At 63.0% G+C, this 16,495-nt stretch carries 13 protein-coding genes and 1 tRNA gene; all 14 read right to left on the bottom strand.

The features are described 5' to 3' along the window. A partial coding sequence (locus AC07M7_RS20970) for a GTP-binding protein (protein WP_049420184.1) occupies positions 1-119 on the bottom strand: 119 nt, incomplete at its 3' end. Positions 120-170: 51 nt separating this feature from the next. Beyond that, positions 171-2,312: an elongation factor G gene (gene fusA, locus AC07M7_RS20965; RefSeq protein WP_065722846.1), complete on the bottom strand. Its 2,142-nt coding sequence runs from the start codon at positions 2,310-2,312 to the stop codon at positions 171-173. Between the two features lie 138 nt (positions 2,313-2,450). Continuing rightward, complete coding sequence (gene rpsG / locus AC07M7_RS20960; protein WP_004145321.1) at positions 2,451-2,924, bottom strand: 30S ribosomal protein S7; 474 nt, start codon at positions 2,922-2,924, stop codon at positions 2,451-2,453. A gap of 11 nt (positions 2,925-2,935) precedes the next feature. Further along, positions 2,936-3,310 carry a 30S ribosomal protein S12 gene (rpsL, locus tag AC07M7_RS20955; protein ID WP_004145320.1) on the bottom strand — a complete coding sequence of 125 codons (375 nt, stop codon included), beginning with the start codon at positions 3,308-3,310 and terminating at the stop codon, positions 2,936-2,938. A 283-nt stretch (positions 3,311-3,593) separates the two neighbouring features. After that, on the bottom strand, positions 3,594-7,817 hold the full coding sequence (gene rpoC / locus AC07M7_RS20950; protein ID WP_046988087.1) for a DNA-directed RNA polymerase subunit beta': 4,224 nt from the start codon (positions 7,815-7,817) through the stop codon (positions 3,594-3,596). Between the two features lie 87 nt (positions 7,818-7,904). Beyond that, a complete protein-coding gene (rpoB, locus tag AC07M7_RS20945) occupies positions 7,905-12,059 on the bottom strand; it encodes a DNA-directed RNA polymerase subunit beta (RefSeq protein WP_046988086.1) in 4,155 nt (1,384 codons plus the stop codon). 364 nt (positions 12,060-12,423) lie between these two features. After that, positions 12,424-12,792 carry a 50S ribosomal protein L7/L12 gene (rplL, locus tag AC07M7_RS20940; protein ID WP_004145253.1) on the bottom strand — a complete coding sequence of 123 codons (369 nt, stop codon included), beginning with the start codon at positions 12,790-12,792 and terminating at the stop codon, positions 12,424-12,426. 63 nt (positions 12,793-12,855) lie between these two features. After that, positions 12,856-13,392, bottom strand: a complete 537-nt coding sequence (gene rplJ, locus AC07M7_RS20935) for a 50S ribosomal protein L10 (RefSeq protein ID WP_004145252.1) — start codon at positions 13,390-13,392, stop codon at positions 12,856-12,858. 384 nt (positions 13,393-13,776) lie between these two features. Further along, positions 13,777-14,475: a 50S ribosomal protein L1 gene (rplA, locus tag AC07M7_RS20930; protein ID WP_004145250.1), complete on the bottom strand. Its 699-nt coding sequence runs from the start codon at positions 14,473-14,475 to the stop codon at positions 13,777-13,779. A 4-nt stretch (positions 14,476-14,479) separates the two neighbouring features. Continuing rightward, positions 14,480-14,908 carry a 50S ribosomal protein L11 gene (gene rplK, locus AC07M7_RS20925; protein ID WP_004145248.1) on the bottom strand — a complete coding sequence of 143 codons (429 nt, stop codon included), beginning with the start codon at positions 14,906-14,908 and terminating at the stop codon, positions 14,480-14,482. A 297-nt stretch (positions 14,909-15,205) separates the two neighbouring features. Continuing rightward, positions 15,206-15,766 (bottom strand): transcription termination/antitermination protein NusG, encoded by a 561-nt coding sequence (gene nusG / locus AC07M7_RS20920; RefSeq protein WP_004145203.1) that lies wholly within the window; start codon positions 15,764-15,766, stop codon positions 15,206-15,208. A 10-nt stretch (positions 15,767-15,776) separates the two neighbouring features. Further along, positions 15,777-16,190 (bottom strand): preprotein translocase subunit SecE, encoded by a 414-nt coding sequence (gene secE / locus AC07M7_RS20915; protein ID WP_495208206.1) that lies wholly within the window; start codon positions 16,188-16,190, stop codon positions 15,777-15,779. A 49-nt stretch (positions 16,191-16,239) separates the two neighbouring features. Then, a tRNA-Trp gene (locus AC07M7_RS20910) sits at positions 16,240-16,315 on the bottom strand. A 103-nt stretch (positions 16,316-16,418) separates the two neighbouring features. Then, positions 16,419-16,495, bottom strand: a 77-nt coding sequence (locus AC07M7_RS20905) for an EF-Tu C-terminal domain-related protein (RefSeq protein ID WP_265966688.1), incomplete at its 5' end; no start/stop codon positions are given.

The raw sequence follows: 16,495 nt of genomic DNA, 5'->3' as shown, positions 1-16,495 counted from the left end.
AAGCGCTCGGCACCGATCTTGGTCAGTGCGGCGGTCAGCGTGGTCTTGCCGTGGTCGACGTGACCGATGGTGCCGACGTTGACGTGCGGCTTGGTGCGCTCGAACTTACCCTTTGCCATTGTTGTATACCTTGATTTTGTAAGTGGTTTTCAGGAGAGGCTGAGCGAGGCTCAGCCCTTCTTCATGACGGCTTCGGCGATGTTGTTCGGCGCCGGCTCGTAGTGATCGAATTCCATGGTGAAGGTGGCACGGCCCTGGGTCTGCGAACGCAGCGCAGTGGCGTAGCCGAACATTTCACCCAGCGGGATCATCGCGTTGATGATGCTGGCAGAACCGTCACCGGTGGTGTCGGAACCCTGCAGCACGCCGCGACGACGGCTGACGTCGCCCATCACGTCACCCTGGTAATCCTCCGGGGTCACGATCTCGACCTTCATGATCGGCTCCAGCAGAACCGGCTTGGCCTTGGCGAAGCCCTGCTTGAAGGCCATCGAAGAAGCGAGCTTGAACGCCATTTCCGAGGAGTCGACGTCGTGGTACGAGCCGAACACCAGCTTGACCTTGACATCCACCACCGGGAAGCCAGCCAGCGGACCGCTGGTGATGGTTTCGCGCAGGCCCTTTTCGATCGAAGGAATGAATTCCTTCGGGATCACGCCGCCGGTGATGTCATTGACGAACAGGAAGTCATCCTTGATCGCCGGGGCCAGCTTGGCATCAGCACGGTCTGCAGCGGTCAGCGGCGACAGCTCGATCACGACGTGACCGTACTGACCCTTACCACCGGACTGCTTGGCGTGCTTGTAGTCCGACTTGACGTCGGCCAGGGTGATGGTTTCGCGGTAGGCCACCTGCGGCGCGCCGACGTTGGCTTCAACGTTGAACTCGCGCTTCAGGCGGTCGACGATGATGTCCAGGTGCAGCTCGCCCATGCCCGAGATGATGGTCTGGCCGGATTCTTCGTCGGTCTTGACGCGGAACGACGGATCTTCCTGCGCCAGGCGACCCAGAGCCAGACCCATCTTTTCCTGGTCCGACTTGGTCTTCGGCTCGACAGCCATCGAGATCACCGGCTCCGGGAACGTCATGCGCTCCAGGATGATCGGCTGGTCGATCGAGCACAGGGTGTCACCGGTGGTGGTGTCCTTCAGGCCCACGGCAGCGGCGATGTCACCGGCCAAAACTTCCTTGATCTCTTCGCGGTTGTTCGAATGCATCTGCAGGATGCGGCCGATGCGCTCCTTCTTGCCCTTCACCGAGTTCAGCACGGTGTCGCCACCGTTCAGGGTGCCCGAGTAGACGCGGAAGAAGGTCAGCGCGCCGACGAACGGATCGGTGATGATCTTGAAGGCCAGCGACGAGAACGGAGCCTTGTCGTCCGACTTGCGGCTCATGGCGACGTTTTCGTCGTCCACGTCGGTACCGGTCACGTCCGGCACGTCGACCGGCGACGGCAGCAGCTGGATCACGCCGTCGAGCATGGCCTGCACGCCCTTGTTCTTGAACGCCGAGCCGCAGTACATCGGCACGATCTCGGTGGCCAGGGTGCGGGTACGCAGCGCGTTGATGATTTCAGCCTCGGCCAGCTCTTCGCCGCCCAGGTACTTTTCCATCAGCTCTTCGTTGGCTTCAGCCGCGGCTTCGATCATGAAGGTACGGGCTTCTTCAGCCTTTTCCTGCAGGTCGGCCGGGATGTCGCCGTATTCGAACTTCATGCCCTGCGAGGCTTCATCCCAATGGATGGCCTTCATCTTCAGCAGGTCGACAACGCCCTTGAAGCCTTCTTCAGCGCCGATCGGCAGCTGCATCGGCACGGCGACGGCGCCGAGCTTTGCCTTCAGCTGGTCACGGACCTTGTAGAAGTTGGCACCGGTGCGGTCCATCTTGTTGACGAACGCGATGCGCGGCACCTTGTAACGGTTGGCCTGGCGCCACACGGTTTCCGACTGCGGCTGCACGCCACCGACGGCACACAGCACGAACACCGCACCGTCGAGCACGCGCAGCGAACGCTCGACTTCGATGGTGAAGTCAACGTGCCCGGGGGTGTCGATGATGTTGAAACGGTGCTCCGGCAGGGACTTGTCCATGCCCTTCCAGAACGCGGTGGTCGCAGCGGACTGGATCGTGATGCCACGCTCCTGCTCCTGCTCCATCCAGTCCATGGTGGCGGCGCCGTCGTGCACTTCACCGATCTTGTGGCTCTTGCCGGTGTAGAACAGGATGCGCTCGGACGTGGTGGTCTTGCCGGCATCGATGTGGGCCATGATGCCGAAGTTACGGTAACGCTCGATGGGAGTGGAACGGGCCACGGGGAGCCTCTCAGATTTCTTGGATTTCGGATGGCCGAACGCCGCCTTGCGGCGGCCTTCGGATTGGCGCAGTCCTTCCGGGACCGCGAGGCAGCACCGTAATGGTGCTGCCCTGCCTGTTTTACAAGGCCGTCAAACTCACCAGCGGTAGTGGGCGAATGCCTTGTTGGCTTCGGCCATGCGGTGGGTTTCTTCGCGCTTCTTGATGGCGCCGCCACGGTTTTCCGAGGCGTCGATCAGTTCAGCAGCCAGCTTCTTCGGCATGGTGTTCTCACCACGCTTGCGCGCGGAGTCGATCAGCCAGCGCATGGCCAGGGCCATCTTGCGCGACGAACGCACTTCGACCGGCACCTGGTAGGTGGCGCCGCCGACGCGACGCGACTTCACTTCGACCGCCGGAGCAACGTTGTCCAGCGCCTTCTGCACCAGTTCAATGGCGTTGGCGCTGCTGTTCTTCTCGGTGATCACGTCCATGGCGCCGTACACGATCTTTTCAGCGACGGACTTCTTGCCGCTCTGCATGACCATGTTGATGAAGCGGGCGATGGTTTCGCTTCCGTGCTTCGGATCGGGCAGGACGGAACGCTGCGGAGTATTACCCTTACGCGACATATGCTCTCTCCTTAGGCCTTCGGACGCTTGGCGCCGTACTTGGAACGGGCCTGGCGACGCTTGGCGACGCCGGCGGCGTCGAGCGAGCCACGAACGGTGTGGTAACGCACACCCGGCAGATCCTTGACGCGACCGCCACGGATCAGGACCACGGAGTGCTCCTGCAGGTTGTGGCCTTCACCACCGATGTAGGAGATCACCTCTTCCTGGTTGGTCAGGCGAACCTTGGCAACCTTGCGCAGAGCCGAGTTCGGCTTCTTCGGAGTGGTGGTGTAAACGCGGGTGCAGACGCCACGGCGCTGCGGGCACTTGTCGAGCGCCGGCGAGGCACTCTTGTACGTAGTAGCTTGCCGCGGCTTGCGGACCAGCTGGTTGATCGTCGCCATCAGTAGGTTCTTCTGATTGGTGGCCGGAAATCCGGCCAGAGATGCGGAAATGTTAAAGCAGGCCAAAATTCTGGCCTGCTGAGACAGACGATTGTAGCAACCTGCCAGGAAAGCAGTCAAACGCCTCCTGTCAAGCCCGTTCCTGATCCTGGAACGTTACTGGGGGGCCTCCATGTACCCCGTTCAGGTTGGCAGGGTGGATCGCAGACGATCCCCCCTGCCCTTTCCCAATCCCATCGATGAACCGATGGGGTGGTCCGGCCTCTCGGCCGGACCTGATACCTCATTCTTCGCCAGACGCCTGTTCAGCTTCGGCTTCAACGGCCGGCGCCTCGACTGCAGCCGGGGTGCCGGTCAGGGCCTGCATCTCCGAGTCGGTCAGACCCGAAGCGCCGCGGCGGCGGTTGCTGTGGTACGACAGACCGGTACCGGCCGGGATCAGGCGGCCGACGATCACGTTTTCCTTCAGGCCGCGCAGGTTGTCCTTGGTGCCGCGGACGGCAGCCTCGGTCAGCACGCGGGTGGTCTCCTGGAAGGAGGCCGCCGAGATGAACGACTCGGTAGCCAGCGAGGCCTTGGTGATACCCAGCAGCACCGGATCGAAGCGGGCGATCAGCTCGTTGCGGGCACCGAGGCGTGCATTCTCCTCGATAACGCGCTGGCGTTCGACCTGTTCGCCGTTCAGGAACTTGCTGCTGCCCTGATCGGTGATCTCGACCTTGCGCAGCATCTGGCGGGTGATCACCTCGATGTGCTTGTCGTTGATCTTCACGCCCTGCAGGCGGTACACGTCCTGGATTTCCTTGACCAGGTAGGCAGCCAGCGGCTCGACACCCAGCAGGCGCAGGATGTCCTGCGGGCTCGGCTCGCCGTCCACGATGGTTTCGCCCTTGGTCACGTGTTCACCTTCGAACACGATCACCTGGCGGTACTTCGGAATCAGCTCTTCGTGCTCCGAACCATCGGTGTCCTTGATGATCAGGCGCTGCTTGCCCTTGGTGTCCTTGCCGAAGCTGATGATGCCCGAACGCTCGGCCAGCACCGCCGGATCCTTCGGCTTGCGCGCTTCGAACAGATCGGCCACGCGCGGCAGACCACCGGTGATGTCACGGGTCTTGGAGGCTTCCTGCGGGATCTTGGCAACCACGTCGCCCACGCCGACAGCGGCGCCGTCCTGCAGGTTGACGATCGAGCGCGGCGGCAGCAGGTACTGCGCCGGCAGATCGGTACCCGGAATGGTCAGGTCGTTGCCCTTGGCGTCGACGATGCGGACGATCGGGCGCAGATCCTTGGCCTGGGCGCCGCGGCGCTTCGGATCGGTGATCTCGCGCGAGGCCAGGCCAGTCAGCTCGTCGGTCTTCTCGATGACGGTGACGCCGTCGATGAAGTCGATGAAGCGGATGAAACCGGCCACTTCCGAAACGATCGGGTGGTTATGCGGATCCCAGTTGGCCACGGTCTGGCCAGCCTTCACTGCATCGCCATCCTTGGAGGCGATCATCGAGCCGTACGGCAGCTTGTAGCGCTCACGCTCACGGCCGTGAGCATCGAGCACCGAGATTTCGCCCGAACGCGACACTGCCACCAGCGAGCCATTGGCATGCTCGACCGACTTGAGGTTGCTGAACTTGACCGAGCCGGTGGTCTTGACGGTGATGTTGTCGACCGCAGCCGCACGCGACGCCGCACCACCGATGTGGAACGTACGCATGGTCAGCTGGGTACCCGGCTCACCGATGGACTGTGCGGCGATGACGCCGACCGCTTCACCGATGTTGACGATGTGGCCACGGGCCAGATCGCGGCCGTAGCAGCGGCCGCAGACGCCGAAGGCGGATTCGCAGGAGATGGTCGAGCGGACCTTGATGGTCTGCACGCCGGCATCTTCCAGCTTGGCCACCCAGGCTTCGTCGAGCAGGGTGTTGCGGGTGACGATGGGATCTTCGTCGTTGCCCGGCAGGAACACGTCCTCGGCAACCACGCGACCCAGCACACGATCCTTCAACGGCTCGACCACGTCGCCGCCTTCCACGATCGGGGTCATGATCAGGCCTTCGGTGGTACCGCAATCCACCTCGGTGATCACCACGTCCTGCGCCACGTCGACCAGACGACGGGTCAGGTAACCCGAGTTCGCGGTCTTCAGCGCGGTATCGGCCAGACCCTTACGGGCACCGTGGGTGGAGTTGAAGTACTCCTGCACGTTCAGGCCTTCGCGGAAGTTCGCCTTGATGGGCGTCTCGATGATCGAGCCATCCGGACGCGCCATCAGGCCGCGCATACCGGCCAGCTGACGAATCTGCGCCTGGCTACCACGGGCACCGGAGTCGGCCATGATGTACAGCGAGTTCATCGACTTCTGGTCGATGGTCTCGCCCTTGGCATTGACGACCTTCTCGGTACCGATGGTGTCCATCATCGCCTTGGCGATGCGCTCGTTGGTGCGCGACCAGATGTCGACCACCTTGTTGTAGCGCTCGCCAGCGGTGACCAGGCCCGACTGGTACTGCTCCTGGATTTCCAGCACTTCGGCTTCGGCCTCGGTGAGGATGCCCTTCTTCTCGTCCGGGATCAGCATGTCGTCGATGCCGATCGAGACGCCGGCGCGGGTCGCGTAGGCGAAGCCGGTGTACATCAGCTTGTCGGCGAACACGACCGTGTCCTTCAAGCCCAGCTGGCGGTAGCTGGAGTTGATCAGGCGGCTGATGTTCTTCTTGGTCAGCTCGGTGTTGGCCAGCGCGAACGGCAGGCCTTCCGGGAGGATTTCAGCCAGCAGGGCGCGACCGATCGTGGTGTCCACGATCGAGGTCTTGTTCTGCTTGATGCCGTCTTCGTCGGTCACCACCTCGGTGATGCGGACCTTGACGCGTGCGTGCAGTTCCACCACGCGGTTGTCGTAGGCGCGCTTGACTTCGGCGATGTTGGCGAAGGCCATGCCCTCGCCCTTCTTGTTTTCCAGCGAGCGGGTCATGTAGTACAGACCCAGCACGACGTCCTGCGACGGCACGATGATCGGCTCGCCGTTGGCCGGCGACAGGATGTTGTTGGTCGACATCATCAGCGCGCGCGCTTCCAGCTGGGCTTCCAGCGAGAGCGGCACGTGGACGGCCATCTGGTCACCGTCGAAGTCGGCGTTGAACGCGGTGCAGACCAGCGGGTGCAGCTGGATGGCCTTGCCTTCGATCAGCACCGGCTCGAACGCCTGGATGCCCAGACGGTGCAGGGTCGGCGCACGGTTCAGCATCACCGGATGTTCGCGGATGACCTCTTCCAGGATGTCCCAGACTTCGGCTTCTTCGCGCTCGACCAGCTTCTTGGCGGCCTTGATGGTGGTGGCCAGGCCACGACGCTGCAGCTTGGCGAACACGAACGGCTTGAACAGTTCGAGTGCCATCTTCTTCGGCAGGCCGCACTGGTGCAGGCGCAGGTACGGACCGACCACGATGACCGAACGGCCCGAGTAGTCGACGCGCTTGCCGAGCAGGTTCTGGCGGAAGCGGCCCTGCTTGCCCTTGATCATGTCGGCCAGCGACTTCAGCGGGCGCTTGTTGGTGCCGGTGATGGCACGGCCGCGACGGCCGTTGTCCAGCAGCGCATCGACCGATTCCTGCAGCATGCGCTTTTCATTGCGCACGATGATGTCCGGCGCGCTCAGTTCGAGCAGGCGGCGCAGGCGGTTGTTGCGGTTGATGACGCGGCGGTACAGGTCGTTCAGGTCGGAGGTCGCGAAGCGGCCGCCATCCAGCGGAACCAGCGGACGCAGGTCCGGCGGCAGCACCGGCAGCACGGTCATGACCATCCATTCCGGACGGTTGCCCGATTCCAGGAAGGCTTCGATCAGCTTGATGCGCTTGGTGAGGCGCTTGAGCTTGGTTTCCGAACCGGTGCTGGCGATTTCTTCGCGCAGGCGGGTCATTTCCGACTGCAGGTCGATGGTGCGCAGCAGCTCGTACACGGCCTCTGCGCCCATGGCGGCGTCGAAGTCGTCACCGTGCTCCTGGCGGGCCTGCAGGTACTGTTCTTCGGTCAGCAGCTGGCGGCGCTCCAGGGCGGTCAGGCCCGGCTCGGTCACCACGTACGCTTCGAAGTACAGCACGCGCTCGATGTCGCGCAGGGTCATGTCCAGCATCAGGCCGATGCGCGACGGCAGCGACTTCAGGAACCAGATGTGCGCGACCGGCGAAGCCAGGTCGATGTGGCCCATGCGCTCGCGGCGCACCTTGGCCAGGGTCACTTCGGTGCCGCACTTCTCGCACACGACACCACGGTGCTTCATGCGCTTGTACTTGCCGCACAGGCACTCGTAGTCCTTCACCGGGCCGAAGATGGCGGCGCAGAACAGGCCGTCACGTTCCGGCTTGAAGGTACGGTAGTTGATGGTTTCCGGCTTCTTCACTTCGCCGAAGGACCACGAACGGATCAGGTCCGGCGAGGCCAGCGCGATCTTGATCGCGTCGAAGTCCAGCGTCTGGCGCTGCTGGTTGAAGAGGTTGAGCAGGTCTTTCATGGTGTTCTCCAGAAGGAGGAATGCTGTGTCGATGGGCTTTCAGTTGACTGCCAGCGGCGCGGCGGCGGACCGCCGCGCCGGCATGGATCAGTTGTCTTCCAGTTCCATGTTGATGGCCAGCGAGCGGATTTCCTTCACGAGCACATTGAAGGATTCCGGCATGCCCGCGACCATCTCGTGCTCACCGTCGACGATGTTCTTGTACATCTGGTTGCGGCCCTGCACGTCATCGGACTTCACCGTCAGCATTTCCTGCAGGGTGTAGGCCGCGCCGTAGGCTTCCAGCGCCCAGACTTCCATTTCACCGAAGCGCTGGCCGCCGAACTGCGCCTTGCCGCCCAGCGGCTGCTGGGTAACGAGCGAGTACGGACCGGTCGAACGCGCGTGCATCTTGTCGTCGACCAGGTGGTTCAGCTTCAGGTAGTGCATGTAACCGACGGTGGTGTGGCGATCGAACGCTTCACCGGTGCGGCCGTCGTACAGCTGGGTCTGGCCACTGCTCGGCAGGTCGGCCAGTTCCAGCATGCGCTTGATTTCCGCTTCGGTGGCGCCGTCGAACACCGGGGTAGCCATCGGCACGCCGTCGGTGAGGTTACGGGCCAGACGCAGCAGCTCCTCGTCGCTGAACTGCGACAGGTCGACACGGTTGGCCACGTTGGTGTCGTCGTGGTTGTAGATGTCGTCCAGGAACTTGCGCAGGTCGGCGACCGCAGCCTGGGCTTCCATCATCGCCTGGATCTTGCGACCCAGGCCCTTGGCTGCCCAGCCCAGGTGCACTTCCAGAATCTGGCCGATGTTCATACGCGACGGCACGCCCAGCGGGTTCAGCACGATGTCCACGGTTTCGCCCGAAGCCATGTACGGCATGTCCTCGACCGGCACCACGTTGGACACCACACCCTTGTTGCCGTGGCGGCCTGCCATCTTGTCGCCCGGCTGGATGCGGCGCTTCACGGCCAGGAACACCTTGACCATCTTCAGCACGCCCGGGGCGAGGTCGTCGCCGGCGGTGATCTTGCCGCGCTTGTCGGCGAAGCGACGCTCGAATTCCTTCTCGTGCGCCTGGATCTGCTTCTGGGCGCGCTCGATGGCTTCCGAGGCGTCCTCGTCCTTCATGCGAAGGGCGAACCAGTCAGCCTTCTTCAGGCCGTCCAGGAAGGCGTCGGTGATGACGTCGCCCTTCTTCAGGCTGGCGCCACCGTTGACCACCTTGCCCACGATCTGCGAACGCAGACGCATGTAGATCGCCGCTTCCAGGATGCGGAACTGGTCGTCGAAGTCCTTCTTGACGCGCTTGATTTCAGACTCTTCGATCTGACGGGCGCGCTTGTCCTTCTCGATGCCGTCGCGGGTGAAGACCTGCACGTCGATGACGGTGCCGTCCATGCCCGGCGGCACGCGCAGCGAGCTGTCCTTCACGTCCGACGCCTTCTCGCCGAAGATCGCGCGCAGCAGCTTCTCTTCCGGGGTCAGCTGGCTTTCGCCCTTCGGGGTGACCTTGCCGACCATGATGTCGCCGGCGCGGACTTCGGCACCGATGTACACCACGCCGCTTTCGTCCAGGCGGTTCAGCGCCTGCTCGGAAACGTTCGGGATGTCGGCGGAGATTTCCTCCGGCCCCAGCTTGGTGTCACGCGCGACGCAGGTCAGCTCTTCGATGTGGATCGTGGTGTAGCGATCCTCTTCCACCACGCGCTCGGAAAGAAGGATGGAGTCTTCGAAGTTGTAGCCGTTCCACGGCATGAACGCGATCAGCATGTTCTGGCCCAGAGCCAGTTCGCCGATATCGGTGGACGGACCGTCGGCCAGCACATCGCCGCGGGCGATGATGTCACCCACCTGGACCAGCGGACGCTGGTTGATGCAGGTGTTCTGGTTCGAACGGGTGTACTTGACCAGGTTGTAGATGTCGACGCCGGCGTCGGTGGCACCGACGATTTCTTCCTCGACCACCTTGACCACGATGCGGGCGGCATCGATCTGCACGATCTCGCCACCACGACGGGCGTTCACGGTCACACCGGAGTCACGCGCCACGGCGCGCTCGATGCCGGTACCGACCAGCGGCTTCTGCGCACGCAGGGTCGGCACGGCCTGACGCTGCATGTTGGCGCCCATCAGTGCACGGTTGGCGTCATCGTGCTCCAGGAACGGAACCAGCGCGGCCGCGATCGACACGGTCTGCATCGGCGAGACGTCCATGAAGTGGACTTCCGCCGGCGGCTTCAGCAGCGATTCGCCCTGGAAGCGGCACGGAACGAACTGTTCGGTCAGCACGCTGTCAGCATTGGTCAGCGCGTTGGCCTGCGCAATGACGTACTCGTTTTCTTCGATCGCCGACAGGAACTCGACTTCGTCATAGACCTTGCCGTCCACGACCTTGCGGTACGGGGTCTCGAGGAAACCGTACTGGTTGGTGCGGGCGTACACGGCCAGCGAGTTGATCAGGCCAATGTTCGGGCCTTCCGGCGTTTCGATGGTGCAGACGCGGCCGTAATGGGTCGGGTGCACGTCGCGCACTTCGAAGCCGGCGCGCTCACGGGTCAGACCGCCCGGGCCCAGGGCCGAGACGCGACGCTTGTGGGTCACTTCCGACAGCGGGTTGTTCTGGTCCATGAACTGCGACAGCTGCGAGGAGCCGAAGAACTCCTTGATGGCAGCGGCGACCGGCTTGGCGTTGATCAGCTCCTGCGGGGTCAGGCCTTCGGACTCGGCCATCGACAGGCGCTCCTTGACCGCGCGCTCGACGCGGACCAGGCCCACGCGGAACACGTTCTCGGCCATTTCGCCGACCGAACGCACGCGACGGTTGCCCAGGTGATCGATGTCATCGACCACGCCACGACCGTTGCGGATCTCGGTCAGGACCTTGATCACGTCCAGGATGTCGGAGCTGTCGCCATGGGCGGCAACCAGGCGCTTGGACTCTTCGTCGTTGCGCTCGCCGTAGTACTTGCGGTCGTACAGCACGGCTTCGCCGGTGGTTTCCTTGCGGCCCACGCGACGGTTGAACTTCATGCGGCCGACCGCGGACAGGTCGTAGCGCTCGAAGGTGAAGAACAGGTTGTGGAACAGGTTCTGCGCGGCGTCCTTGGTCGGCGGTTCGCCCGGACGCATCATGCGGTAGATCTCGACCAGGGCTTCCAGCTGGGTCTTGGTCGGGTCGATGCGCAGGGTGTTGGACAGGTACGGGCCACGATCCAGGTCGTTCACCCACAGGGTGCCCACGGCATCCACGCCGGCCTTGCGGAAGGCCTGCAGCTGCTCGTCGGTGATCTCGTCGTTGGCCTGGGCCAGCAGTTCGCCGGTCGAAGCATCGACCACGTCGTGCGACAGGATGCGGCCGACGATGTAGTCGTCCGGCACGGCCAGGGCGGCGATGCCCGAGGCTTCCAGCTGCTTGATGTGGCGCGCGGTGATGCGCTTGCCGGCTTCCACGATGACCTTGTCGCCGTCGGCGAGGTCGAAGCCCAGGGTTTCGCCGCGCAGGCGCTCCGGCACCAGCTCCAGCTGGACGCCTTCATCCGGGTTGATGTGGAAGGTGTTGATCTCGAAGAACTCGGCCAGCATCTCTTCGTTGCTGTAGCCAAGCGCGCGCAGCAGGATCGACACCGGCAGCTTGCGACGGCGGTCGATACGGGTGAACAGCGCGTCCTTCGGGTCGAACTCGAAGTCCAGCCAGGAACCGCGGTAAGGAATGATGCGGGCGCTGTACAGCAGCTTGCCCGAGCTGTGGGTCTTGCCACGGTCGTGGTCGAAGAACACGCCCGGCGAACGGTGCAGCTGCGAAACGATGACGCGCTCGGTGCCGTTGACGATGAAGGTGCCGTTTTCGGTCATCAGCGGGATTTCGCCCAGATAGACCTCCTGCTCCTTCACGTACTTGATGGCCTTGGTCGACGACTCACGGTCGTAGATCACCAGGCGCACGGTCACGCGCAGCGGCGCGCCGTAGCTCATGCCACGCTGGCGGCACTCACGCTCGTCGAAGACCGGTTCGCCCAGCTTGTAGCCAACGTATTCCAGGGCAGCATTGCCGCTGTAGCTGGCGATCGGGAAGACCGACTTCAGCGCAGCGTGCAGGCCGTGGTCCGTGCGCTTGGCCGGATCGACGTTTTCCTGCAGGAATTCACGGTAGGAATCCACCTGGATGGCGAGCAGGAACGGCACTTCGAGAATCGAACGCTGCTTGCCGAAATCCTTGCGGATACGCTTTTTTTCGGTGAACGAATAGGACGTCATGAGGTCTTCCACCTTGTTGTGCGGATCGTGCGCCCACGATCCGAAGGGAACTTGAAATTGTCAGTTGGAAGTCGCTGGTATTGCCGGCACCAGCACGCCTTCTCCCGCTACTTCCAACTGCCAACTCGTCTGCTACCACGCCCCTGCTGCCGCGCTCCGCGCTGGCCTGCCGGGGTTTGACTGCAGCCCGTGTTGGGCTTTTTTCTGCATCTGGAACGGTAGAGTCGACTGTTAGTCGACCTTTTTCACAGCAGTCGACTAACAGTCGACTCTACCCGCACCGCAACAACGACCAAAGGCCGGGGGCTTACGCCCCCAGCCTTGGCTGCATCGCCGTGAATCGATGACGATGCAAAGGAAGTGCTTACTTGACTTCGACAGTCGCGCCAGCAGCTTCCAGGTCCTTCTTCATCTTCTCGGCTTCGTCCTTCGAAGCGGCATCCTTCAGGACGCCACCGGCTTCGGCCAGGTCCTTCGCTTCCTTCAGGCCCAGGCCGGTGATGGCGCGGACGGCCTTGATGACTTCGACCTTCTTGTCGCCGGCCGACTTCAGGGTGACGGTGAACTCGGTCTGCTCTTCAACAGCAGCGGCCGGGCCAGCGGCAGCAGCCACGGCAACCGGAGCAGCGGCGGAGACGCCGAACTTCTCTTCGATGGCCTTGACCAGCTCCATCACTTCCATCAGGGACTTCTCGGCGATGGCGTCGACGATCTGTTCGTTGGTAAGGGACATGATTAATACCTTTGGATGATTTTCTGGGTTGAGGTTCCGTCAGGAACCACGGTAAGTCGAAACTCAGGCGGTCTCGGCGGCCGGCTCAGCAGCGTCGGCGGCGACGTCGCCACCATTCTGCTTGTCGCCAATTGCCTTGATGGCGCGGGCGAACATCGTGACCGGCTCGGTCAGGACGCGGGCCAGCATTGCCAGGGCCTGGTCGCGGGTCGGCAGCGAGGCCAGCACGTCGACATGGCTTGCCGGGAACACTTCACCACCGATGGCGACGACCTTAGCCTTCAGCTTGTCGTTGCCCTTGGCAGCTTCCTTGATCAGGCGACCGGCTGCGCCGGGCTCCTCAAGCGAGAACGCGTACAGCAGCGGACCAACCATCTGGTCCTGGGCGACTGCGAACTCGGTGCCTTCAACGGCGCGCGAAGCCAGGGTGTTCTTGACAACCTTCAAGAAAACACCGGTTTCACGAGCCTGCTTGCGCATCGCGGTCATCTGGGCGACCGTGGTGCCAGCGTATTCGGCTGCGATCAAGGAGTGGGCCTTGGCGGCGATGTCTGCCAGCTCGGCGACTACTTCTTGCTTCTGGGACAGATTGAGAGCCATTGCACTCCTCCTATTGAACTCCGCTTACGGCTCCTGCCGTGTGCGGTCCTGTGCAGCATCCGTCCTGGACGCCGGGAACATCGGAATGATGCTCCGGGGGGTGGGCCGTTCCAGACCTGGAGGCAATCAGGGAAATCCCAGACATGCGTGAACCAGAAAAACTCCAGAAGGGCACCATCTACGCAGGGTGATTCCGGGGAATCGATTAAGCGCTCATGACTGCTCCGGCGGCGACTCCCTGCCAGTTCGAGCTTCCGTGCCCGTCGCCGGTATTGCCATGACCGCGCCTGCGGTCTTTGACGGCTACCACCGGCGATGTGCCGCCGGCGATGCCTTCAAATGTCACGGTCACGGCACCCAGGGCACCGTGACCGCTTGAAACAATTACTTCAGGGTCAGCGACGACTGGTCGACAGTGACGCCCGGGCCCATCGTCGAGCTGACCGAAACCTTCTGCAGGTAGGTGCCCTTCGAGGTGGCCGGCTTGGCCTTGATCAGGTCCAGCAGCAGCGCGGTCAGGTTCGACTTCAGCGCGTCTTCGGCGAAGTCGGCCTTGCCGATGGTGCAATGGATGATGCCGGCCTTGTCGGTGCGGTAGCGCACCTGACCCGACTTGGCATTCTTCACGGCTTCACCCGGGTTCGGGGAAACGGTGCCGACCTTCGGGTTCGGCATCAGGCCGCGCGGGCCCAGCACGGTGCCCAGCTTACCGACAACGCGCATGGCATCCGGGGTCGCGATGACGACGTCGTAGTTCAGATCGCCGGCCTGCATCTTCTCGGCCAGATCGTCCATACCGACGGCTTCGGCGCCAGCGGCCAGGGCTTCGTCAGCCTTGGCACCGGCCGGAGCGAACACGGCGACGCGGACCGACTTGCCGGTACCAGCCGGCAGCACGGTGGAGCCACGGACCTGCTGGTCGGACTTCTTCGCATCGACGCCCAGGCGCACGGACACGTCGATCGACTCGACGAACTTGGCCTTGGTGGCGGTCTTCAGGATGTTGATCGCGTCCTCGAAGGCGTATGCCTTGCCCGGAACGACAGCGGCCTTGATGGCCTTCTCACGCTTGGTCTGTGCCATCTTCTTAACCCTCCACCACGAGGCCCATGGAACGGGCAGAGCCAGCGATGGTACGCACGGCGGCGTCCAGGTCGGCGGCAGTCAGATCCGGTTCCTTCGCCTTGGCGATCTCTTCCAGCTGCTTACGGGTGACCTTGCCGACCTTCTCGGTGTTCGGGCGCTTGGAGCCCGACGAGATGCCAGCGGCCTTCTTCAGCAGAGTGGTGGCCGGGGTGCTCTTGGTGATGAAGGTGAACGTACGGTCCGAGTAGGCCGTGATGATCACCGGAACCGGCAGACCCGGCTCGAGCTTCTGCGTGGCAGCGTTGAACGCCTTGCAGAATTCCATGATGTTCAGGCCGCGCTGACCCAGCGCAGGACCGACCGGCGGCGAGGGGTTGGCCTGACCGGCCTTCACCTGCAGCTTGATGTAACCGACAACTTTCTTTGCCATGAGTATGCTCTCCGGGTGCTAGCGCCTTGCGACAACAGGCTCCCCATCGGACCGGGAATCACGCGTCCCGGCATCGCGTTTTGAAATCATGCTGAAGGCCACCTTGCGGCGGCCTCGTCCTACTGGCTTCCCAGCGGGGAGCCGCGCACTATATCAGGTTTTTTCTTCACATGCCTGAAGCAGCACATAAACGAAGGAAACCGGGCAAGGCCCGGTTCCTTCTGTAGAGTCGAGCCATGCTCGACTGCACCGCCATCCAGACCCCGCAGTCGAGCATGGCTCGACTCTACAGCCGGATCAGACGGCCTTTTCGACCTGGCCGAACTCGAGCTCGACCGGAGTGGCACGACCGAAGATCAGCACCGAGACGCGCAGACGGCTCTTCTCGTAATTGACTTCTTCGACCACGCCATTGAAATCGTTGAACGGACCGTCGGTGACACGGACCATCTGGCCCGGCTCGAACAGCACCTTCGGACGCGGCTTCTCGACACCTTCCTGAACGCGATTCAGGATGGCTTCGGCCTCGGAATCGGCGATCGGCAGCGGACGATCGGCGGTACCGCCGATGAAGCCCATGACGCGCGGAGTTTCCTTGACCAGGTGCCAGCTTTCGTTGTCGATGCGCGGAATGCCCGCCTCTTCGTGGGTCTCGATCTGGACCAGCACGTAACCCGGGAAGAACTTGCGCTCGGAGCGGCGCTTCTGGCCGGCGCGCATCTCGATCACTTCCTCGGTCGGAACCAGGACGTCGCCGAAGCGCTCTTCCATGCCGTCACGGACGATGCGATCGCGCAGGGCCTGCGCCACCGACTTCTCGAAGCCCGAATAGGCGTGAACGACGTACCAACGCTTCATGCAATTCTCCTTAGCGGCTCAGGAACCACTGAGTCAGTTTCTGGATCAGGAAGTCGAAGCCACCCAGCAGCAGGCTGAGGATAAGGACCACGACGATCACGACCCAGGTCATGCGGACGGCTTCCTGGCGCGTCGGCCAGACAACCTTGCGCAGTTCAAAGCGCGACTCGGAGAGGAATTCGCGGGTGTCGCGCCCCTTGCCGGTCAGCATGAACACGCCGATACCGCCAACCAGACCGACCACAACCGCCAACGCACGCAGCTGACTCGCCCACGCACCCAGCTGGGCGGCGCGACCGGAGTCGGCAGAGAACCAGAACCAGACGAACAGACCCGCCAGCACCAGCAGTGATGCGGCAACGTACTTGACGATATCCCCGCCGTTGGCGGAGTTGTCCTTGGAATGTTCGATCTTGCTATTCATCCGGCTGTGTCTGCTTTAGCGGCCCAGGCCGCTGGATAAGGTGGGCAGATGGCACGCCAGGAGGGACTCGAACCCCCAACCTGCGGTTTTGGAGACCGCTGCTCTGCCAATTGAGCTACTGGCGTACGTGATAAAACTTGCCTTCCCTTAGACGGCGAAGGCGGACCGAGGTTCCCGGCCCGCCATTCGCGTAACCGGCGGCGCTATGCAACCGCCGGTACTGCAGGCTTACTCGATGATCTTCGAGACCACGCCGGCGCCGACGGTACGGCCGCCTTCGCGGATGGCGAAGCGCAGGCCTTCGT

Source organism: Stenotrophomonas sp. GW821-FHT09E08 (genome assembly GCF_059416125.1).
The sequence above is the reverse complement of the archived record's forward strand: the minus strand, read 5'-3'. Positions and strand labels throughout refer to the sequence as shown.